The 19,397-nt window shown below is 63.8% G+C and carries 22 protein-coding genes; 9 read left to right on the top strand and 13 right to left on the bottom strand.

The window, feature by feature from the left end; genetic code table 11:
• Positions 1-27: 27 nt before the first annotated feature.
• The gene (locus C4K40_RS05560) at positions 28-759 is read right to left on the bottom strand and encodes a thioredoxin fold domain-containing protein (protein WP_022642502.1); all 732 of its coding nucleotides are present in this window, start codon (positions 757-759) and stop codon (positions 28-30) included.
• Positions 760-906: 147 nt separating this feature from the next.
• Positions 907-1,803 (bottom strand): site-specific tyrosine recombinase XerD, encoded by an 897-nt coding sequence (gene xerD, locus C4K40_RS05555; protein WP_053134357.1) that lies wholly within the window; start codon positions 1,801-1,803, stop codon positions 907-909.
• 106 nt (positions 1,804-1,909) lie between these two features.
• Between xerD and C4K40_RS05550 the strand changes: the two genes are divergently transcribed.
• Positions 1,910-3,712 (top strand): sodium:proton antiporter, encoded by a 1,803-nt coding sequence (locus C4K40_RS05550; protein WP_053134354.1) that lies wholly within the window; start codon positions 1,910-1,912, stop codon positions 3,710-3,712.
• A 3-nt stretch (positions 3,713-3,715) separates the two neighbouring features.
• Here the strand turns inward: C4K40_RS05550 and C4K40_RS05545 are convergent, their stop codons facing one another.
• The 6 genes from C4K40_RS05545 to ffh all read right to left on the bottom strand — a co-directional run bounded on the left by C4K40_RS05545 (position 3,716) and on the right by ffh (position 7,792).
• Positions 3,716-4,129 carry an acyl-CoA thioesterase gene (locus C4K40_RS05545; RefSeq protein ID WP_022642499.1) on the bottom strand — a complete coding sequence of 138 codons (414 nt, stop codon included), beginning with the start codon at positions 4,127-4,129 and terminating at the stop codon, positions 3,716-3,718.
• A 91-nt stretch (positions 4,130-4,220) separates the two neighbouring features.
• Positions 4,221-4,571: a 50S ribosomal protein L19 gene (gene rplS / locus C4K40_RS05540; RefSeq protein WP_053134351.1), complete on the bottom strand. Its 351-nt coding sequence runs from the start codon at positions 4,569-4,571 to the stop codon at positions 4,221-4,223.
• A gap of 45 nt (positions 4,572-4,616) precedes the next feature.
• The gene (gene trmD / locus C4K40_RS05535) at positions 4,617-5,369 is read right to left on the bottom strand and encodes a tRNA (guanosine(37)-N1)-methyltransferase TrmD (protein WP_031320952.1); all 753 of its coding nucleotides are present in this window, start codon (positions 5,367-5,369) and stop codon (positions 4,617-4,619) included.
• A gap of 2 nt (positions 5,370-5,371) precedes the next feature.
• On the bottom strand, positions 5,372-5,908 hold the full coding sequence (gene rimM / locus C4K40_RS05530; RefSeq protein ID WP_022642495.1) for a ribosome maturation factor RimM: 537 nt from the start codon (positions 5,906-5,908) through the stop codon (positions 5,372-5,374).
• A gap of 5 nt (positions 5,909-5,913) precedes the next feature.
• The gene (gene rpsP, locus C4K40_RS05525) at positions 5,914-6,165 is read right to left on the bottom strand and encodes a 30S ribosomal protein S16 (RefSeq protein WP_003198088.1); all 252 of its coding nucleotides are present in this window, start codon (positions 6,163-6,165) and stop codon (positions 5,914-5,916) included.
• Between the two features lie 250 nt (positions 6,166-6,415).
• On the bottom strand, positions 6,416-7,792 hold the full coding sequence (ffh, locus tag C4K40_RS05520; protein WP_022642494.1) for a signal recognition particle protein: 1,377 nt from the start codon (positions 7,790-7,792) through the stop codon (positions 6,416-6,418).
• A 208-nt stretch (positions 7,793-8,000) separates the two neighbouring features.
• Here ffh and C4K40_RS05515 point away from each other — a divergent pair, with 208 nt between their 5' ends.
• The 3 genes from C4K40_RS05515 (at position 8,001) to C4K40_RS05505 (ending at position 11,649) form a co-directional block, all read left to right on the top strand.
• Positions 8,001-8,813, top strand: coding sequence for an inner membrane protein YpjD (locus C4K40_RS05515; protein WP_053134347.1), 813 nt, complete (start codon positions 8,001-8,003; stop codon positions 8,811-8,813).
• Between the two features lie 9 nt (positions 8,814-8,822).
• Positions 8,823-10,043 carry an HlyC/CorC family transporter gene (locus C4K40_RS05510; RefSeq protein ID WP_053134344.1) on the top strand — a complete coding sequence of 407 codons (1,221 nt, stop codon included), beginning with the start codon at positions 8,823-8,825 and terminating at the stop codon, positions 10,041-10,043.
• A gap of 289 nt (positions 10,044-10,332) precedes the next feature.
• Complete coding sequence (locus C4K40_RS05505; protein ID WP_053134341.1) at positions 10,333-11,649, top strand: MFS transporter; 1,317 nt, start codon at positions 10,333-10,335, stop codon at positions 11,647-11,649.
• Positions 11,650-11,742: 93 nt separating this feature from the next.
• On the opposite strand, the gene purT is transcribed toward C4K40_RS05505, so the two are convergent.
• The 5 genes from purT to C4K40_RS05480 form a co-directional block, all read right to left on the bottom strand.
• Positions 11,743-12,924 carry a formate-dependent phosphoribosylglycinamide formyltransferase gene (gene purT, locus C4K40_RS05500; RefSeq protein WP_053134338.1) on the bottom strand — a complete coding sequence of 394 codons (1,182 nt, stop codon included), beginning with the start codon at positions 12,922-12,924 and terminating at the stop codon, positions 11,743-11,745.
• Positions 12,925-13,018: 94 nt separating this feature from the next.
• Positions 13,019-13,486, bottom strand: coding sequence for a preQ0 transporter (locus tag C4K40_RS05495; protein WP_053134335.1), 468 nt, complete (start codon positions 13,484-13,486; stop codon positions 13,019-13,021).
• Between the two features lie 100 nt (positions 13,487-13,586).
• The gene (locus C4K40_RS05490) at positions 13,587-13,802 is read right to left on the bottom strand and encodes a DUF1289 domain-containing protein (protein ID WP_022642488.1); all 216 of its coding nucleotides are present in this window, start codon (positions 13,800-13,802) and stop codon (positions 13,587-13,589) included.
• The gene (locus tag C4K40_RS05485; protein WP_053134561.1) at positions 13,799-14,323 is read right to left on the bottom strand and encodes a gamma carbonic anhydrase family protein; all 525 of its coding nucleotides are present in this window, start codon (positions 14,321-14,323) and stop codon (positions 13,799-13,801) included. The genes C4K40_RS05490 and C4K40_RS05485 overlap by 4 nt, the downstream gene beginning before the upstream one ends.
• Before the next feature lie 55 nt (positions 14,324-14,378).
• A complete protein-coding gene (locus tag C4K40_RS05480; protein WP_022642486.1) occupies positions 14,379-14,978 on the bottom strand; it encodes a CoA pyrophosphatase in 600 nt (199 codons plus the stop codon).
• 149 nt (positions 14,979-15,127) lie between these two features.
• Between C4K40_RS05480 and C4K40_RS05475 the strand changes: the two genes are divergently transcribed.
• From C4K40_RS05475 to C4K40_RS05455, 5 genes are all read left to right on the top strand, one after another.
• Positions 15,128-15,679 carry an NUDIX hydrolase gene (locus tag C4K40_RS05475; RefSeq protein ID WP_022642485.1) on the top strand — a complete coding sequence of 184 codons (552 nt, stop codon included), beginning with the start codon at positions 15,128-15,130 and terminating at the stop codon, positions 15,677-15,679.
• Positions 15,680-15,727: 48 nt separating this feature from the next.
• Positions 15,728-16,231: a murein L,D-transpeptidase family protein gene (locus C4K40_RS05470; protein ID WP_022642484.1), complete on the top strand. Its 504-nt coding sequence runs from the start codon at positions 15,728-15,730 to the stop codon at positions 16,229-16,231.
• A 270-nt stretch (positions 16,232-16,501) separates the two neighbouring features.
• On the top strand, positions 16,502-17,233 hold the full coding sequence (locus C4K40_RS05465; protein WP_053134332.1) for a GntR family transcriptional regulator: 732 nt from the start codon (positions 16,502-16,504) through the stop codon (positions 17,231-17,233).
• 29 nt (positions 17,234-17,262) lie between these two features.
• Positions 17,263-18,369 carry an N-acetylglucosamine-6-phosphate deacetylase gene (nagA, locus tag C4K40_RS05460; RefSeq protein ID WP_053134329.1) on the top strand — a complete coding sequence of 369 codons (1,107 nt, stop codon included), beginning with the start codon at positions 17,263-17,265 and terminating at the stop codon, positions 18,367-18,369.
• Entirely contained in the window at positions 18,350-19,372 is a 1,023-nt protein-coding gene (locus tag C4K40_RS05455) for an SIS domain-containing protein (RefSeq protein WP_124421267.1), read from the top strand. The genes nagA and C4K40_RS05455 overlap by 20 nt, the downstream gene beginning before the upstream one ends.
• Positions 19,373-19,397: the final 25 nt, after the last annotated feature.

The raw sequence follows: 19,397 nt of genomic DNA, 5'->3' as shown, positions 1-19,397 counted from the left end.
GTCAAAGGCTAGCGTGACGATGCAGGATTATTTCGCACCCAGCGCCAGTTTGGCGATCTGTGGTGCAGGCTGATAGCCCGGAATTACTTGGCCGTCGGCCAGGACGATGGCTGGAGTACCGTTGACGCCGATCGACTGGCCCAGGGCGAACTGCTTGGAAACCGGGTTGGCGCACTTGGCCGCCTTGATTTCCTTGCCGTTGACCATCTGGTCCATGGCCGCCTTCTTGTCCGCCGAGCACCAGACCGCCTGCAGTTGCTCATCACCTGGCGAGCCCAGGCCCTGGCGTGGGAAGGCCACGTAGCGCACTTCGACACCAGCCTTGTTCAGCGCCGGGATCTCGGCGTGCAGCTTGTGGCAGTACGGGCAGGTGGTGTCGGTGAACACGGTGATGTGGGTCTTGGTCTCGCCGATCGCCGGGTAGACCACAGTTTCCGCGACTGGAATACCGTTGATCAACTTGGAAATCCCCAGGCGCTCGGTTTTTTCCGTGAGGTTGACCGGCTTGCCGTCCTTGAGCTGGAACAGGTAGCCCTGGACCACGAACTGGCCGTCGGCGCTGGCGTAAAGCACGCGGCTGCCCTTGAGCTTGACTTCGTAAAGGCCGGCCAGCGGACTGGCGCTGATGCTCTCTACCGGAACCTCGAGCTGCAAGGTCTCGAGGCTTTTGCGAATAGCTTTCTCGGCACTGTCATCGGCCATGACGAAAGTGCTGAGCAACGCCAGGGAAGCGGCGGCAATAATCTGGGTCAAGCGCATGGGAACTCCTGAAGGCGGGCAAATAGGCAAATGGGAGCGGTCGCGGTGGCGACGGCTCGCAACAGCCGTTTTGCGAACCGGCAAAGCCTAACACATCTGTTTGTCTGCACCGACTACGGGCGACGCAAAGCGCCATCGGCAGGTCGCTCAGCCTCGCGGGTGATGCTTGGCGTGCAGATCCTGCAGGCGCGCGCGGGCCACATGGGTATAGATCTGGGTCGTAGAAAGGTCGCTGTGGCCCAGCAGCATCTGCACCACCCGCAGGTCGGCACCATGGTTGAGCAGGTGGGTGGCGAAGGCGTGGCGCAGGGTGTGCGGCGACAAGGCCTTGCCGATCCCGGCGACCTTGGCCTGATGCTTGATCCGGTGCCAGAAGGTCTGCCGGGTCATCTGTTCGCCCCGCAGGCTGGGAAACAGCACATCGCTGGGGCGCCCGCCAAGCAGCTCGGCCCGGGCATCGCGCAGGTAGCGCTCGACCCAGGCGATGGCCTCCTCGCCCATGGGTACCAGGCGTTCCTTGCTGCCCTTGCCCATCACCCGCAGCACGCCCTGGCGCAGGTTGACCTGTTCCAGGGTCAGGCTCACCAACTCGGTGACCCGCAAGCCGCAGGCGTAGAGGACCTCCAGCATGGCGCGGTCGCGCTGGCCGATGGCTTCGCCCAGGTCCGGCGCTGCCAACAGCGCCTCGACATCCGCTTCCGACAGCGACTTGGGCAGCGGGCGGCCCAGTTGCGGCATGTCGACTTGCAGGGTCGGGTCCACCTCGATCAGCTTCTCGCGCAGCAAGTAGCGATAGAACCCCCGCAGCCCGGAAAGAAAACGCGCAGTGGAGCGCGGCTTGTAGGCCTGCTCCACACGCCAGGCCAAGTGATCGAGGATCGACTCGCGCCCGGCCCTCGACAGCTCCACCCCTTGCTCCTGCAACCAGCCGTTGAACAGCGCCAGGTCGCTGCGATAAGCGCCCCGGGTGTTGTCGGAAAGGCCTTTTTCCAGCCACAAGGCGTCGAGGAAACGGTCGATGAGGGGGTGGTCGATGGCAGGCATAAAGACTCAAACGGCGCGGCTGGCGAGGCGGCGGAAAAAAATAGTGAACTGCGCGCAGGGTCGCTAGTCTTTCATAGCCAGCCATTTCAAGGAACAGGGTAATCCCATGAGTGAACAACAGATCCTGCTGGCCTTCGGTGGCATCGGTGCGGCAGCCCTGGGCTGCCAGTGGCTGGCCTGGCGCCTGAAGCTGCCGGCCATCCTGTTCTTGCTGCTCAGCGGCATTCTCGCCGGACCGGTGCTGGGCTGGCTCGACCCCCAGGAGCTGTTCGGCCCGCTGCTGATGCCCCTGGTGTCCCTGGCGGTGGCGCTGATCCTGTTCGAAGGCAGCCTGACCCTGCATCTTTCGGAGTGGCGCGAAATCGGCAGCGTGGTGCATCGCCTGGTAACCCTCGGCGCCCTGTCCACCTGGGCGGTGATCACCCTGGCCACCCACTGGCTGCTGGGCTTCGACTGGATGCTGGCGTTGCTGTTCGGCACCCTGACCCTGGTCACCGGCCCGACGGTGATCGTGCCGATGCTGCGGGTCGTGCGCCCCAAGGCTTCGATCGCCAACATCCTGCGCTGGGAAGGCATCGTCATCGACCCCATCGGCGCCCTGCTGGCGGTGGTGGTCTATAGCTTCATCATCGCCAGTGCCGAGGGCGCAGGCCTGAGCCACAGCTTGATGACCTTCGGCGGCGTGATCCTGTGCGGCAGCCTGTTCGGTATCGCCGGCGGCTGGGTCCTGGGCAGCATCATGCGCCGCCAATGGCTGCCGGAGTACCTGCATAACCTGGCGACCCTGGCCGGAGTGCTGGGTATCTTCATCGCCTCCAACCAGGTGATGCACGAGTCCGGGCTGCTGGCGGTGACCTTGATGGGCATGTGGCTGGCCAACATGAAGGGCGTGGATGTGCGCCATATCCTGCACTTCAAGGAAAACCTCAGCGTGCTGCTGATTTCCGGGCTGTTCATCCTGCTCGCCGCGCGCCTGGACCTCAAGGCATTGATCGCCCTGGGCCCGCTGGTGCTGATCCTGCTGCTGGTGATCCAGTTGGTGGCCCGGCCCCTGAACGTGTTGCTGTCCACCGCCGGCTCGAGCCTGAATTGGCGCGAACGCGCCCTGCTGGCCTGGATCGCTCCGCGGGGGATTGTCGCGGCGGCGGTCTCGGCGATCTTCGCCATCCGCCTGGACCAGGCTGGCCATGAAGGCGCCCTGCTGCTGGTGCCCCTGACCTTTGCCGTGATCATCGGCACCGTGGTCCTGCAAAGCGCCACCGCCCGGCCCTTGGCCCGTCTGCTGAAAGTGGCCGAACCGGCACCCAGCGGCTTCCTGATCGTCGGCGCCAACAGCCCGGCACGGATCATTGGCAAAGCCTTGCAGCAGCTTGGCAGCCGCGTGCTGCTGACCGATTCCAGCTGGGAGAACATCCGCGCGGCACGCATGGAAGGCCTGCCCACCTATTTCGGCAACCCGGCCTCGCAGCACGCCGACGCGCACCTGGACCTGGTGGGCCTGGGGCACCTGCTGGCGCTGTCGCCCTCAGGCGAGCTGAACACCCTGGCGGCCATGCGTTTTCGCCATGACTTCGGCCACCAGCGCTTGTACGCCCTGGCCAACAGCCAGGAAAGCCGGCGCACCGACAAGCATCGCGCCAGCCATGAGCACCGCGGGCAGTTGCTGGGCAGCGAGGCCCTGACCTATACCAAGCTCGCCAGCCTGCTGGGCCAGGGCGCGGAACTCTACAGCACCAACCTGACCGAGGCGTTCGGCTGGGAGGACTACCAGGCGCTGCATGGCGAGCGTGCGACGTTGCTGTTCGCCCGCGACACCGGCGGCTGGGTCCATGTACTGACCCCGGACAGCAGCCTCAAGCCGGCGCCAGGCTGGACCTTGCTGGCGCTGGTCCAGCCACAGACGCCCTGAGCCTCAGGCCGCGAACCCGGGCAATACCGGAACCGGGCGCTTGTCGTCATCGATGGCGACGAAGCTGAACAGGCCATGGATGGCCTTTTCGCGACCGTCGCAACTCATGCTCTCGACGAATACCTCCACTTCGACCTTGAGGCTGGTATTACCCACCTTCACCACCCGTCCGACCAGTTCGACGATCGACCCGGCGGCGATCGGATGATTGAAGTCGATACGGTCGGTGGACACCGTCACCAGCGGCAGCCGGCAAAAACGAGTGGCCGCGATGAACGAGACTTCATCCATCCAGGCCAGGGCGGTGCCGCCGAACAGGGTGTTGTGGTGGTTGGTGGTGGAAGGGAATACAGCCTTGGTCACGCGGGTTACCGAAAGCTCGGTACGGCGCTGGATTTCTTGCTCGCGAGGGGACATGGATCTACTGCCTGAAACACTGATGAGGAATAAATGACGGGCAACAAAAAAGCAGCCCGTAGGCTGCTTTTTTCTGCATCGGAAGCTGGACTCAGGCCAGTTTTTCCTTGATGCGAGCTGCTTTACCCGACAGGTCGCGCAGGTAGTACAGCTTGGCTTTACGCACGTCACCGCGACGCTTGACAGCCATGCTGTCGATCTGCGGGCTGTAGGTCTGGAAAGTACGCTCTACGCCAACGCCGTTGGAGATTTTACGTACGGTGAACGCGCTGTTCACACCGCGGTTGCGCTTGGCGATAACTACGCCTTCGAACGCCTGCAGACGGGAACGATCGCCTTCCTTCACTTTCACCTGAACGACTACGGTGTCGCCCGGGGCAAAGGCAGGGATCTCTTTGCTCATCTGCTCTGCTTCGAGTGCAAGGATGATTTTGTTGGTCATGCTGTGCTCCTAAGGTAAATCGTCGGATCTACCATCGATACGTTGTTAACTATCGTCCCGCTCGCGGAGATATTCCTCGAGCAGCTTCTTCTCTTCTCCAGAAAGTGAGCGACTTTCCAGAAGATCGACGCGTCGTTCGTAGGTCCTACCAAGGGACTGCTGCAAACGCCAACGCCGGATATGTGCGTGATTGCCACTTAGCAACACGTCGGGAACACGCTGATCCGCATACACCTCAGGTCGGGTGTAGTGCGGGCAATCCAGCAGACCATCCGTGAAGGAGTCTTCCTCCGCGGAGTCCACATGCCCCAAAGCTCCGGGCAGCAGCCGTGTAACCGCATCGATCAGGACCATCGCCGGCAGCTCGCCACCGGACAGTACATAGTCGCCAACCGACCACTCTTCATCTACATGAGCGTCGATGAAACGCTCGTCGATGCCTTCATAACGACCAGCAATCAGGATCAATGCATCCTCATTGGCCAACTCGCGTACCGCCGACTGTTTCAGTTGACGGCCCTGGGGCGACAGGTAGATCACCTTCGCACCCTCCCCGGCTGCATTCCTGGCCTGAACCAGCGCATCTTCCAGGGGCTTGATCTTCATCACCATGCCCGGACCACCGCCAAACGGGCGATCGTCCACAGTGTGATGTCGATCCGTGGTGTAGTCTCGCGGATTCCAACAAGTGAGCTGCAACAGCCCTTGTTTCACCGCGCGGCTGGTTATGCCGTATTCGCTGATGGCGGAAAACATCTCGGGAAACAGAGTGATCACTTCTACGCGCAAGTTAGCCACGCTTAGAAATCCGCGTCCCAATCCACCTTCATCTCGCCCGCGACCAGGTCGATGGCCAACACACATTGCTCGGTATAGGGCAACAAGCGTTCGCGATCATCCAGGCTGCCAGCGCAAGGCTTGACCACCATTACATCGTTCGAGCCAGTCTCGAGCAGGTGATCGATCTGCCCGAGCAATTGCCCGAGGGTGTCGATGACCTTGAGACCTTGCAGCTGGTACCAGTAGTACTCGCCGTCGGTCAGTTCAGGGAACAGGTTGCGCTGCACGCAGATCTCGTAACCGGCCAGAAGACGAGCTTCTTCACGATCATCAAGACCCTTGAGCTTGGCGACCAGGAACTTGTCGTTCCCGCGTCCACTGACCAGCTCTACCTGTTTCACGCTGCCTTCGCGCTTGAGCGTCCAGGCTTTGTACTGCAACAGGTTTTTAATCGGATCAGTAAAGGAATAGACCTTCACTTCGCCGCGAACGCCATGAACAGAATAAATTTTGCCGACGACGATCAAATCATCAGCAGGGGCTGGCGTCGCGTTCATAGGGTTCAGGCTGCGGCCTTGGCCGATTCCTTCAGCAGCTGAGCAACGCGCTCAGATGGCTGTGCACCCACGCTCAGCCAGTAGGCTACGCGCTCTTGGTTCACGGACAGGCGAACTTCTTGACCACGGGCAACCGGGTTGAAGAAGCCAACTTGTTCTTTGTGCGAACCGTCACGTGGGTTACGGCTGTCGGTTACGGTCAGGTGGTAAAACGGGCGCTTTTTGGAGCCGCCAAGGGCAAGACGGATTGTTAGCATGTGAACATCGTTCCTGTAGTCGGTGCTGCAAATCTAAATGCACAGCGGGCATGGGTGCCCGAAAGGCCGCATATTCTAAGGAATATCCGGACTTTTGCAAATGCCTTTTTCCGACGCCCGTCGGCTGTCATCCAGATTCACCATGGAGCTGCCTTGTGCGGCAGCAGGGAGGACAGGCCCCGATCGGAGACCCGTCCCGACTTCCACGTCCCCGTGGAAAAAGCGCCGGCATGGTTGCCGGCGCGGATTCTCAGATCTTCGGCATGCCGCCGCCGGGCAGCATGCCGCCCATGCCGCGCATCATCTTGGCCATCCCGCCCTTGGCGGAAAACTTCTTCATCATCTTCTGCATCTGCTTGTGCTGCTTGATCAAGCGACCGATGTCCTGCACCTGGGTACCGGAACCCATGGCGATCCGACGCTTGCGCGAGCCGCTGATCATCTCGGGATCGCGACGCTCGGCCGGGGTCATGGAGTTGATGATGGCTTCCATCTGCTTGAACTGCTTTTCCGCAGCGTTCTGGGCGTTGCCCATCTGGGACAGGTTGACCCCACCGATGTTCGGCAGCTTGTCCATCAGGCCGCCCAGGCCGCCCATGTTCTTCATCTGTTGCAGCTGGTCGCGGAAGTCTTCGAGGTCGAAGCCCTTGCCCTTCTTCAGCTTCTTGGCCAGCTTGTCGGCCTTTTCCTTGTCGAGGGTCTGCTCGGCCTGCTCGATCAGGCTGAGCACGTCGCCCATGCCCAGGATCCGCGAAGCGATACGCTCGGGATGGAAAGGGTCCAGGGCCTCGGTCTTCTCGCCCATGCCGATGAACTTGATCGGCTTGCCGGTAATGGCCCGCACCGACAGCGCGGCACCGCCACGGGCATCACCGTCGACCTTGGTCAGGACCACACCGGTCAGCGGCAGCGCATCGCCGAAGGCCTTGGCGGTATTGGCCGCGTCCTGGCCGGTCATGGCATCGACCACGAACAGGGTCTCCACCGGCTTGATCGCCGCGTGCAGCGCCTGGATCTCGTCCATCATCTCGCTGTCGACGTGCAGGCGACCGGCGGTGTCGACGATCACCACGTCGATGAACTTGAGTTTGGCTTCCTTTATAGCCGCTTCGGCGATGGCCACCGGCTTCTGGCTCAGGTCCGATGGGAAGAAGGTCACGCCGATATCGTTGGCCAGAGTTTCCAGCTGCTTGATCGCCGCAGGACGGTAGACGTCCGCCGACACCACCATCACGCTCTTTTTCTTGCGCTCTTTAAGGAAGCGCGCCAGCTTGCCGGCAGTGGTGGTCTTGCCCGCGCCCTGCAGGCCGGCCATCAGCACCACCGCCGGTGGCACCGCGCTGAGGTTCAGGTCTTCGTTGGCCGCGCCCATCAGGCTTTCCAACTCGGCCTGGACGATCTTCACGAAGGCCTGGCCCGGAGTCAGGCTGCGCGACACTTCGGTGCCGACCGCACGCTCCTTCACCGAGTTGACGAAATCCTTGACCACCGGCAGGGCGACGTCGGCCTCGAGCAACGCCATGCGCACTTCGCGCAGGGTGTCTTTGATGTTGTCCTCGGTCAGCTTGGCCTTGCCGGTGACATGGCGCAGCGTCTGCGAGAGACGTTCGGTTAGGTTTTCAAACATGCTCGATCCTTTCAGGCCCAGGGTAGACCGGGGTAATGGCGGCCCAGAGCATGACAAACAAGTGCTCGATGAGCCCGCGGCGTGGGCAGGCGGCGGATTATAGCGAAGACTGTGCGTGGCGCACACCTCGCCGTCTGCTTGCCTGGTCTTTCAGGGCTGTGGGTTCTATGCCAAACTCAGCTGCTTTCGGGCTTGCCTAACAGGATTTATGCTCCCCTTGTCACCCAGCTTGCTACCCACCCTCGCCGCCGCCGTTCTTTATGCCGCTGCGACCCTCTATCAAGGTTCCAGCCTGGCCAAAGGCGCCAAGGCGAACAAGCGCCTGCTGGTCATGCTCGGCATCCTGGCGCTGCTGGCCCATGGCGCCAGCCTGATGACCCACCTGCTGACCCCGGTCGGCCTGGGCCTGGACTTTTTCAGTGCCGCCAGCCTGATCGCCGCGGCGGTGATCGGCCTGACCCTGCTGGCCTGCTGGCGCATCCCTGTGGAAAACCTGCTGGTCCTGTTGTTTCCCATGGGCGCCCTGACCACGCTACTGGCCCAGTTCGCCCCGACCGGCACCGTACCGGTCATCGACGAAGCACCAGGGATCCTGGCGCACATCCTGCTGTCGATCCTGGCCTACGGCATGTTCACCATCGCGGTGTTCCAGGCCCTGCTACTGCTGGTCCAGGACCATCAACTGAAGAACAAGCACCCTTCCGGCCTGATCAGGAACTTCCCACCCCTGCAGACCATGGAAAGCCTGCTGTTCGGCTTTCTCTGGGCCGGCTGGACCCTGCTTTCGCTGTCGCTGATCTCCGGCTGGCTGTTCGTCGAGAACCTGTTCGCCCAGCACCTGGTGCACAAGACCCTGCTGGCCTGCCTGGCCTGGGTGGTGTTCAGCGTGCTGCTGTGGGGCCGCAATCGCCTGGGCTGGCGTGGGCACAAGGCGATCCGCTGGACCCTGGCGGGGTTCTGCCTGCTGATGCTGGCGTATTTCGGCAGCAAGCTGGTCCGTGAATACATCCTGCACATCTGACCACCGGCCATGACCGACTCTCTGCCCACCGGCCCGATGCTCGCGGTAATCGCCCTGCTGATCGTCTGGTCGGGACTGTTCACCGCCATCGATACTGCCCAATTGCACCTGCTGGCCCTGCGCAGCAGCTCGCGCTCAGGTGACAAAGCCGCAGCCCGACTGGCCTTTCCCAAGGAAAGCCTGATCCTCTGCAACACCCTGTGCCGGGTGCTGGCAGTCATCATCAGCACCGTGCTGGCCCTATTTTACTGGGCAGAGAACGGTCCGTGGCTGGCCTGCCTGGCCAGCACCTGCGGCCTGCTGGTGTTGGCCGAGTACCTGCCGCGAGCCGTGGCCGCGCGCTACCCGGAGGGCACCTTGAGCTTCGGCAACGGCCTGCTGGCCATCCCCATGAAGCTCGTCTACCCCCTGGCCTGGCTGCTCGACGCCATCGGCCAACTGCTGCTACGCCCCTTCGCCAGCAAGGCCAGTGCGGTCAAGCACAGCGATGACGACCCCGCCCTGCTGGACGACGAGCCAGCTCCCCAGGAGCAGCACGCGCTGCCTGGCATCCACGCCCTGGACAACATCACCGTCAACGACATCCTAGTGCCCCGCAGCGAAGTCGACGGCATCAACCTGGACGAGCCGATCGAGCAGATCATCGCCCAGCTACGGCTGAACCGGCGTACCCGCCTGCCGGTGTTCCATAGCGATATCAACCAGGTCGAGGCGGTGCTCAATACCCGCCAGATCCGTCACTTGCTGCCCGACGCCAGCTTGACCAAGGAAGCCCTGCTGGCAGCCTGCCACGAACCCTACTTCGTCCCGGAAAGCACCCCACTGCAATTGCAGCTGCTCAATTTCCACAAGCAGCAACGACGCCTGGGCATGGTGGTGGACGAGTACGGCGAGGTGCAGGGCATCGTCACCCTGGAAGACATCCTGGAAGAAATCGTCGGCGAATTCGAAAGCGAACACAGCCTCGACAACCCGCACATCCACCCCCAGGCCGACGGTCGCTACGTGGTGGAAGGCGCGGCCTCGATCCGCGAGCTGAACAAGAGCCTGGGCTGGCACCTGCCCAGCGACGGCCCCAAGACCCTCAACGGCCTGGTCACCGAAGCCCTGGAAACCATCCCCGACAGCGCCGTGTGCCTGAAGATCGGCCGCTACCGCCTGGAAATCCTCGAAACCGAGGAGAACCGCGTCAGCCGAGTGCTCATCTGGCACACCAGCACCACTCGCTGAGACCCGCCGGCCACAAGCCCGCAAGCCGTCGTTCACGGCCCGGCAGGCAAGCTGCAAACCACTGCGACAATTCCTTGTTGGATCGTTAGCAGCCTTTCTATAATCCCCTGGCTTACCCAAGCCCCCGCAGCCTCGCGTGCTACCCGCACCCTGCGAGATCCTGCACGCAACCACCGTGTCCGTTCGACGTCGCTCCCATCCCGAGCCACGCCCGCATCAAACCCACATCCCTGGGTGCTCGACCATAACAATTCGCTCCACTGGAGCAATGACTGTCAGGGATAACCGCATGACGACCAGCACGACCTACAGCACCGGCGCCACCGACCACCCCGGCAACTCCGCCAGCCGGGTGGCCACGGCCAGCTTCATCGGCACCGCCATCGAGTTCTACGATTTCTATGTCTACGCCACCGCCGCCGCGCTGGTGATCGGCCCGGTGTTCTTCCCCCAGAGCTCCGGCACCGCCCAGATGCTCTCGGCATTCCTGACCTTCGGCATCGCGTTCCTCGCCCGCCCCCTGGGCTCGGCGCTGTTCGGCCACTTCGGCGACCGGGTCGGGCGCAAGTCGACCCTGGTGGCCTCGCTGCTGCTGATGGGCATCTGCACCACCCTGATCGGCGTGTTGCCGGGCTACGACAGCATCGGCGCCTGGGCCCCGATCCTGCTGTGCCTGCTGCGCTTCGGCCAGGGCCTGGGCCTGGGAGGCGAATGGGGCGGCGCGGCCCTGCTGGCCACCGAGAACGCCCCACCAGGCAAGCGCGCCTGGTTCGGCATGTTCCCGCAACTGGGGCCGTCCATCGGCTTTCTCGCCGCCAACGGCCTGTTCCTCGGCCTGGCCATGGGCCTGGACGACCAGCAGTTCCGGGCCTGGGGCTGGCGCATTCCGTTCCTGCTCAGCGCGGCGCTGGTCATGGTCGGGCTGTATGTGCGCCTCAAGCTGCATGAAACCCCGATCTTCGCCAACGCCGTGGCCCGCCACGAACGGGTGAAGCTGCCGCTGATCGAGCTCTTCAGCCAATACTGGCTGCCGGTGCTGTTGGGCGCCGCCGCCATGGTGGTGTGCTACGCGCTGTTCTACATCTCCACGGTATTTTCCCTGAGCTACGGCGTCTCGACCCTGGGCTACAGCCGGGAAACCTTCCTTGGCCTGCTGTGCTTCGCCGTGCTGTTCATGGCTGCCGCCACGCCCCTGGCGGCCTGGGCCAGCGACCGCTTCGGACGCAAGCCGGTGCTGATCGTCGGCGGCGTCCTGGCAATCCTCTCGGGCTTCACCATGGAACCGTTGCTGACCCAGGGCTCCACCGCCGGGGTGGCGCTGTTCCTGTGCATCGAGCTGTTCTTGATGGGAGTGACCTTCGCTCCGATGGGCGCCCTATTGCCGGAGCTGTTTCCCACCCATGTGCGCTACACCGGCGCTTCGGCGGCTTATAACCTGGGAGGAATCGTCGGCGCCTCGGCAGCCCCGTTCTTCGCCCAGAAACTGGTGGCGATGGGCGGCTTGAGCTGGGTCGGGGGATATGTCTCAGGAGCGGCGATCCTGAGCCTGATCGCGGTGTTGTGCCTGAAGGAAACCCTCAGCAGCGACCTGAACCAGGTCGGCTGACGGGGCGTCATCGCGGGCAAGTCGGATCGCCGTCCGCCCGCTCCTGCAGGTTGGCGCAACCTGGTAGGAGCGAGGCTTGCCCGCGATGTTCTTTTACAGTTCTACAACGACTGCCTGGGAGGCGCGGGTCGCCTTGGCGCGGGCGGCTTCGATGGATTCATCACGGGCCAGGGCCACGCCCATGCGCCGCTGGCCGTTGACTTCCGGCTTGCCGAACAGGCGCAGCGCGGTATCCGGCTCGCTCAAGGCCGCTCCCAGGTTGGCGAAGGCGGTCTGGGTGGACTTGCCCTCCACCAGGATCACCGCCGAGGCCGAAGGGCCGAACTGGCGAACCAGCGGGATCGGCAGGCCGAGGATCGCCCGCGCATGCAGGGCGAACTGCGACAGGTCCTGGGAGATCAGGGTGACCAGGCCAGTGTCATGGGGCCGTGGCGAGACTTCGCTGAACCACACCTGGTCGCCCTTGATGAACAGCTCCACACCGAACAAGCCACGCCCGCCCAGGGCCTCGGTCACCGCCTTGGCGACCCGCTCGGACTCGGCCAGGGCCTTCGGGCTCATGGCCTGGGGCTGCCAGGATTCCTGGTAATCGCCCTTCTCCTGGCGATGGCCCACGGGTGCGCAGAAGGTGGTGCCACCGGCATGGCGCACGGTCAGCAGGGTGATTTCGTAGTCGAAGTCGATGAAACCCTCGATGATCACCCGGCCCTTGCCTGCCCGGCCGCCTTCCTGAGCGTAGTCCCAGGCCTTCTGCACGTCGTCGGCGCTGCGCAGCAGGCTCTGGCCCTTGCCCGAGGAGCTCATCACCGGCTTGACCACGCAGGGGAAGCCCAGGCCCTGCACGGCCTTGCTGTAGTCCTCGAAGGTATCGGCGAAGTGGTATGGCGAGGTCGGCAGGTCCAGCTCTTCGGCGGCCAGGCGCCGGATGCCTTCGCGGTTCATGGTCAGCTGGGTGGCCCGGGCGGTCGGGATCACGGTGAAGCCTTCGGCTTCCAGCTCCACCAGGGTCGCGGTGGCGATGGCCTCGATTTCCGGCACGATGAAGTGAGGTTTTTCCGCCTCGATCACCGCGCGCAGCGCTGCGCCGTCGAGCATGTTGATCACGTGGCTGCGATGGGCCACCTGCATCGCCGGGGCGTTGGCATAGCGGTCCACGGCGATCACTTCGACGCCCAGGCGTTGCAGCTCGATCACCACCTCCTTGCCCAACTCACCACAGCCACAAAGCAAGACGCGGGTCGCGGTTGGCGACAGTGGAGTTCCGATACGAGTCATCTGAAGGTCCTCAAGGAAGCGGATCATCGAAGGCCGAGCGCCAGGCTGGCGACCCGGGAAAGCGCGGCATTTTACATGAACCGTGGCCTTTGGCTCAGCCGGCGCACGCCGCTTTGCGCAAACGCCAGGCCATGGCCAGCCACACCGCCGTGACCCCGGCGAACTTCGAACCCAGGGCAGTGAGTATCACCCCTGGAGTCAGCGCGTCGATCATGCCGAAGAAAATGAAGGTATCCAGGGGGATGCTCAGCGCCGAGCTGATCCACAGCCGATCGTGCAGCGGGCGCTTGGTGATGCTGAACACCAGCCAATCGATGCTCTCCGAGACCGCGAAGGCAGTGGCACTGGCCAGGGCGATAGCCGGGTCGGAGGTCAGGTAGGACAACGCCAGGGCCGCCAGCATGGCGACGATGGCGCCATGGCCGAAGCGGGTCTGCACCATGTCGCGCAGGACGAACAGCAACCCGCCCCAGGCCGACCAGATGATGTCCAGGTGCGGAGCGACGGAGAAGGCGTAGTTGGTCAGCACGACACTGCTGATATAGGCGATCAGGAAGAACATGGAGGCGAAGAGTACCTGTCGGGAAGACGTACAGATTACTTGCGCCGTGGGAATCGGGCCAGGAAAGTCCTCGATTCCCCGACAAGACAGCAGAAACGAATCAGCTGCTACTCCCCGAGCCCGTCAGCCACAGCAGCCCACTGTCCCTAGCGCGCTCATGGCACAGGGTCAATACCGCACGGCGCTCGGCATTGTCCATGCGTCCCCAACGGGTGATCTCGTCCACCGTACGCTGGCAACCGGTGCAGATATCCCGTTCGTCCAGGGCGCAGATGCTCACGCAAGGCGAGGCCACGGGTTTCTCCGGAAGGCTCATGGCTCCTGCTCGGCCAGGTCCCGGGCATAGCGCTGGGCGTTGTGCACATAGTGAGCGGCACTGGCCTCGAGCATCTTCTTCTGCGGTTCGGTGAGTTCACGTACCACCTTGCCCGGCGAGCCCATGACCAGCGAACCATCGGGAATCTCCTTGCCTTCGCCGATCAGCGAGTTGGCGCCGATGATGCAGTTCTTGCCGATCTTCGCGCCGTTGAGGATCACCGCGTTGATGCCGATCAGGCTGTAGTCGCCCACGGTGCAGCCATGCAGCATGGCGTTGTGGCCAATGGTCACCCCGGTGCCGATGGTCAGTGGATACCCCATGTCGGTATGCATCACGGTGCCGTCCTGGACGTTACTGTGCCTGCCGATCAGGATCAGTTCGTTGTCGCCGCGCAGCACGGCGTTGAACCACACGCTGGCGCCCTCCTCCAGCTTGACCTTGCCCACCAGCGTGGCGTTCGGGGCTACCCAACTCTGTGGATGGGTTTGGACTCGGGCATCGCCCAGGCGGTATTTCATCTTGTTGTCCTCATGGCTCAGGCAGCCGCGGGTGAGTGCCATACGTGCGATGGCTTCAGAGGGTGACGGAATTCTTCGGTGGGTGGCGCAGGCTGATCCCGGCGTCATACAGCAGGTTGACCAGCTCGACGATCATGATCGCGGTCAGGCCCCAGATCTTGAACTCGCCGAAACGATAGCTCGGAACGTACCAGCTGCGCCCCTGGTAATCGATGCGGTGGGTATGCTCCCTGGGGTCCTGGCGAAAGAACTCCAGGGGGACGTTGAACACTGCGGCGATCTCGGCGTCGTTGGCGCGATACTCGACGAAGTCGGGAATCACCCCGACGTAGGGCGTGACCTTCAGTCCATGCTTGGAGATCAACGGGCTCAGGGGACCAATGACTTCCACCAGCCCAGGCGGCAGGCCGATCTCTTCCTCTGCTTCGCGCAGGGCGGTGAACACCAGGTCCGGGTCCTCCGGGTCACGCCGGCCGCCAGGAAAAGCCACCTCGCCGCCATGGGTGGAAAGCCCGCTGGCACGCAGGGTCAGCACCAGTTCCGGCTCGTCGCTGCGGGTGATGGGCACCAGCACCGCGGCCTCGGGAAAACGTCGGTCGGCCTCCAATGTACGCGGCGTGTAGTGGCTTACCCGATGAAGTAGCTCGTCCAGCATGGGGTATCTCGATCTGTTGGCTACCGTGCATCATGCACCAATCCCGGCAGCCGCCCAACCCCCGTTCCCCGGGCATGTCGCTCAAGGATAACTTGCCGACAACGGGCCGCCCGCGCCAAGATAGCCGCAGCCTTTTCCGGACAGCCCCCATGAAATTTTGCAGCCAGTGCGGCAACCCGGTGACCCAGCGCATTCCCGAAGGCGACTCGCGCCTGCGCTTTGTCTGCGATCACTGCCAGACCATCCACTACCAGAATCCGAACATCGTCGCCGGTTGCCTGGCCACCTGGGAAGGCAAGGTCCTGTTGTGCCGCCGGGCCATCGAGCCACGCCTGGGCTACTGGACCCTGCCGGCGGGCTTCATGGAGAACGGCGAGACCGTGGAACAGGGAGCGATCCGCGAAACCTTCGAGGAAGCCTGCGCCAGGGTGCGCGACCTCAGCTTCTATACACTGATCGACGTCCCACACATCAGCCAGGTGCATGTGTTCTTTCGCGCAGAGCTGGCCGACCCGGATTTCGGCCCCGGCCCCGAGAGCCTGGAAGTGCGGTTGTTCAGCGAAGCCGATATCCCTTGGTCCGAGCTGGCTTTCCGCACCGTCGGCCGTACCTTAGAATGCTTCTTCGCTGACCGGCGGGCAGGTGCTTTCCAAGTACGCACCGAGTCCATACCGCCACTCGCTCAGCCTGCCATCAGTTAAACAATGATCGTGCACGGGACCCCGTGCGCGACTGGGGATATTGTGTCAATGCGCTGGTTGCTTGCCCTCTTGTGCTGTTCGTTCGTCGCCGCATCCCATGCCTCCACGGTAGAAACCCTGGGCGGCAAGGTCGTGGAAAAGGTCCTGGTGCTCAAGTCCGCCCATCAACTGCAGTTGATCAACGACGGCAAGCCCCTCAAGACCTACCGCATTTCCCTGGGCAAGAAACCCAAGGGGCCCAAGCTCATGGAAGGCGACAAGCGCACGCCCGAGGGCCTGTACTGGCTAGACTGGCGCAAGACCAGCGACCGCTACTACCTGGCCATGCACATCTCCTATCCGAATATCAGCGACTCGGCCCGCTCCCGGCGCGAGGGCGTGCCTCCCGGCGGCATGATCATGATCCACGGCACTCCGGACACCGAGGAATTCCCCGAGCAGTACTTCCATACCCTGGACTGGACCGACGGCTGCATCGCCATGCGCAACGTCGACATGCGTGAGGTCTGGGGCCTGGTCAAGGACGGCACCATGATCGAGATCCGCCCTTAATCCCCTCTCCTGCAAAAAATATTTTCTCCGCCCCGCAAAACCCGCCTACCCATACCACTTCGCGACCCGCAGCGGGTCGCGGCCTGGCTTCTGGCCCTCGCTGCCAGACCTGCCTAATACCACTTCAATCCTTTATCCTCGCCAGCACCCCGATAGTGCCCATGCTGGCGCGCCTACTGCGGACCAGTGGCGTTGACATGGTATTTAAGTGGTATTAGTTTTTCGGCACTACCGGGCGACAACAACCTATAACCGCATCGGAAACCGACCATGAACCACCTCCTGAACCTGCGCCCGGACGACACCCAGCCCACCCCGCTATACCTGCAACTGGCCCGCAACCTGGAAGCGGCGATCCATGCCGGCCAGTGGAAAGCCGAGCAGGCCCTGCCCTCGGAGCGCAACCTCAGCGAGCTGCTGGGCATTTCCCGGGTGACCGCGCGCAAGGCCCTGGAAGTGCTTTTCGAGCAGGGCCTGATCCGCCGCAACCAAGGCTCCGGGACCTTCATCACGCCGCGCCTGGAACAACCGCTGTCGCGGCTCTCCGGCTTCAGCGAGATGCTGCGCCTCAAGGGCTTCGTGCCCGGTTCCCAATGGCTGGAACGCACCCTCACCCCGCCGACCCACGAAGAACTGATCCGCCTCGGCCTGTCGCCCAACGACAAGGTGGCGCGCCTCAAGCGCCTGCGCAAAGCCGACGATGTGGTGATGGCGATCGAGATGAGCACCCTGCCGGCACGCATCATCGCCCGCCCCGAAGCGGTGGGCGACTCGCTGTACGAGTACCTCGACGGTATCGGCCGACCCGTGGTGCGGGCGCTGCAACACATCCAGGCGATCAACGCCTCGGACGAGTTCGCCTCCCTGGTGGGCATCGCCCCCGGTACCGCCATGCTGCTGATGACCCGGGTCGGCTATCTGGAAGACAACACGCCGATCGAAGTCACCGACACCTACTGCCGCAACGACTACTACGACTTCGTCGCTGAATTGCGACGCTGAGCCCGATTTCAGGAGGCCAAGAAACGCCCATGTCCGAAGCCAACATACTCACGCCCCAGGGCTGGATCCGCGGCCACCTGGTCCATGACCAAGGCAAGGTGACCGCCATCGATGGCAGCCCCTGCGACCCGGCCGACAACGACCTGCCCTACCTGCTGCCCGGTTTCATCGACCTGCATGTACACGGTGGCGGCGGCAAGGACATCATGCAGGGCAGCGAGGCCTTCGAGACCATCGCCCGCACCCACCTGCGCTTCGGCACCACCTCGCTGCTGGCCACCACCATGACCGCGCCCAGCGCGGAAATCCGCCAGGTACTGGGGCAACTGGGCCATTACGCCCGGCAGCGCCCCGCCGGCTCCGCCCGGGTCCTGGGCGTGCACCTGGAAGGCCCCTACATCAACCCCGGCAAGCTCGGCGCCCAGCCCAACTTCGCCCATACCGCGCTGCTGGCGGAAATCGAGCAGTACCTGGAGCTGGCGCCGATCCGGGTGATTACCATCGCTCCGGAGATCGCCGGCCACAACGAACTGATCCGGGCCTTGAGCGAGCGCGGGATCCGCATGCAGATCGGCCACACCCTGGGCAGCTATGAAGAAGGCGTGGCCGCCATGGCCGCCGGCGCCACCAGCTTCACCCACCTGTACAACGCCATGAGCCCGCTGCATCACCGTGAACCGGGCATCGTCGGCGCGGCCCTGGCCCATGCCCAGTACGCCGAGCTGATTCCCGACCTCCTGCATGTGCACCCCGGGGCGATGCGCGTGGCCCTGCGCTCGATCCCGTGCCTGTACTGCGTCACCGACTCCACCGCCGCCGCTGGCATGCCCGACGGCGAGTACAAGCTGGGCAGCCACACGGTGACCAAGTGCCTGGGTGGCGTACGCCTGCCGGACGGCACCCTGGCCGGCAGCACCCTGACCATGGACCAGGCCCTGCGCAACCTGGTGAAGATCGGCCTGCCCCTGGCCGAAGCCTCGCAGCGCCTGTCGCAGTTTCCCGCCGACTACCTCGGCCTACCCGAGCGCGGCCGCCTGCAACCTGGCAGTTGGGCCGACAGCGTGCGCCTGGACCGCGCACTCAAACTGACCGCCGTCATGGTCGAAGGAGAAGAGCTTGACTTCCAAGATGCTTGAAGAGGCGCTGTCCTCGCACACCGCCGTGAGCAACCAGCTGCAGCACCTGGAGCCGTCGCTGGTGGAGGTGGCCGGTCGCCTGCGACGCCAACCGCCGCAAGTGGCGATGACCGTGGCCCGGGGCAGTTCCGACCATGCCGCCAGCTACTTCGCCTACCTGACCATGCAGCATGTAGGCATTCCAGTGGCCTCCCTGCCAATGTCGGTGGTCACCATGCAGCAAGCGCCACTAAGGGTCAGCGGCCAGGCGGTCTTCGCCTTCTCGCAGTCGGGCCAGAGCCCGGACCTGGTGAACAGCGTGCGCCTGCTGCGCAAGCGCGGCGCCCTCACTGTCGGCCTGGTCAACGCCTCGAACAGCCCGCTGGAAGCGGCCAGTGAGTTTTCCCTGCCGCTGTACGCCGGGCCCGAACAGAGCGTGGCCGCCACCAAGAGCTTCATCGCTACCCTCAGCGCCAGCGCGCGGCTGATCGGCCACTGGAACGAGGACGCGCACCTGCTCGAAGCCGGCCTGGCCCTGTCCGAGGGGCTCGAGCAAGCCGCCACCGAGGATTGGAGCCCGGCCATCGAAGCCCTGCGCAATTGCCAGCGCTTGATGGTGATCGGCCGTGGCGCGGGCTTCGCCATCGCCCAGGAAGCGGCGCTCAAGCTCAAGGAAACCTCGGCGATCCAGGCCGAAGCCTTCAGCAGCGCCGAGGTGCGCCATGGCCCGATGGCCCTGATCGAGCACGACTACCCCCTGCTGGTATTCGCTCCACGGGGCGCGGAACAGGGCGGCCTGCTGAGCCTGGCCGCCGACATGCGCCAGCGTGGCGCCAAGGTACTGCTGGCCGCCCCGGACGATATCCAGGAACGGGACCTGCCCCTGTGCCTGGCCGAACACCCGGCGCTGGACCCGGTCCTGGCGATCCAGAGCTTCTACGTCATGGCCGCCGGCCTGGCCGAGGCCCGCCGCATGGACCCCGACCAGCCACGGCACCTGAGCAAAGTGACCCGCACTCACTAAGCCCCCTTGATCGATGAGTACTGCG

Origin of the sequence: Pseudomonas sp. CMR5c, from assembly GCF_003850545.1 — a bacterium.
Lineage (GTDB): Bacteria > Pseudomonadota > Gammaproteobacteria > Pseudomonadales > Pseudomonadaceae > Aquipseudomonas > Aquipseudomonas piscis.
The sequence above is the reverse complement of the archived record's forward strand: the minus strand, read 5'-3'. Positions and strand labels throughout refer to the sequence as shown.

Excerpts from the sequence above, each read along its gene's own strand:
- C4K40_RS05560 (WP_022642502.1), bottom strand. The coding sequence starts at position 759 with ATGCGCTTGACCCAGATTATTGCCGCCGCTTCCCTGGCGTTGCTCAGC.
- xerD (WP_053134357.1), bottom strand. The coding sequence starts at position 1,803 with ATGCCTGCCATCGACCACCCCCTCATCGACCGTTTCCTCGACGCCTTG.
- C4K40_RS05550 (WP_053134354.1), top strand. The coding sequence starts at position 1,910 with ATGAGTGAACAACAGATCCTGCTGGCCTTCGGTGGCATCGGTGCGGCA.
- C4K40_RS05545 (WP_022642499.1), bottom strand. The coding sequence starts at position 4,129 with ATGTCCCCTCGCGAGCAAGAAATCCAGCGCCGTACCGAGCTTTCGGTA.
- rplS (WP_053134351.1), bottom strand. The coding sequence starts at position 4,571 with ATGACCAACAAAATCATCCTTGCACTCGAAGCAGAGCAGATGAGCAAA.
- rimM (WP_022642495.1), bottom strand. The coding sequence starts at position 5,908 with ATGAACGCGACGCCAGCCCCTGCTGATGATTTGATCGTCGTCGGCAAA.
- rpsP (WP_003198088.1), bottom strand. The coding sequence starts at position 6,165 with ATGCTAACAATCCGTCTTGCCCTTGGCGGCTCCAAAAAGCGCCCGTTT.
- ffh (WP_022642494.1), bottom strand. The coding sequence starts at position 7,792 with ATGTTTGAAAACCTAACCGAACGTCTCTCGCAGACGCTGCGCCATGTC.
- C4K40_RS05515 (WP_053134347.1), top strand. The coding sequence starts at position 8,001 with ATGCTCCCCTTGTCACCCAGCTTGCTACCCACCCTCGCCGCCGCCGTT.
- C4K40_RS05510 (WP_053134344.1), top strand. The coding sequence starts at position 8,823 with ATGACCGACTCTCTGCCCACCGGCCCGATGCTCGCGGTAATCGCCCTG.
- C4K40_RS05505 (WP_053134341.1), top strand. The coding sequence starts at position 10,333 with ATGACGACCAGCACGACCTACAGCACCGGCGCCACCGACCACCCCGGC.
- purT (WP_053134338.1), bottom strand. The coding sequence starts at position 12,924 with ATGACTCGTATCGGAACTCCACTGTCGCCAACCGCGACCCGCGTCTTG.
- C4K40_RS05495 (WP_053134335.1), bottom strand. The coding sequence starts at position 13,486 with ATGTTCTTCCTGATCGCCTATATCAGCAGTGTCGTGCTGACCAACTAC.
- C4K40_RS05490 (WP_022642488.1), bottom strand. The coding sequence starts at position 13,802 with ATGAGCCTTCCGGAGAAACCCGTGGCCTCGCCTTGCGTGAGCATCTGC.
- C4K40_RS05485 (WP_053134561.1), bottom strand. The coding sequence starts at position 14,323 with ATGAAATACCGCCTGGGCGATGCCCGAGTCCAAACCCATCCACAGAGT.
- C4K40_RS05480 (WP_022642486.1), bottom strand. The coding sequence starts at position 14,978 with ATGCTGGACGAGCTACTTCATCGGGTAAGCCACTACACGCCGCGTACA.
- C4K40_RS05475 (WP_022642485.1), top strand. The coding sequence starts at position 15,128 with ATGAAATTTTGCAGCCAGTGCGGCAACCCGGTGACCCAGCGCATTCCC.
- C4K40_RS05470 (WP_022642484.1), top strand. The coding sequence starts at position 15,728 with ATGCGCTGGTTGCTTGCCCTCTTGTGCTGTTCGTTCGTCGCCGCATCC.
- C4K40_RS05465 (WP_053134332.1), top strand. The coding sequence starts at position 16,502 with ATGAACCACCTCCTGAACCTGCGCCCGGACGACACCCAGCCCACCCCG.
- nagA (WP_053134329.1), top strand. The coding sequence starts at position 17,263 with ATGTCCGAAGCCAACATACTCACGCCCCAGGGCTGGATCCGCGGCCAC.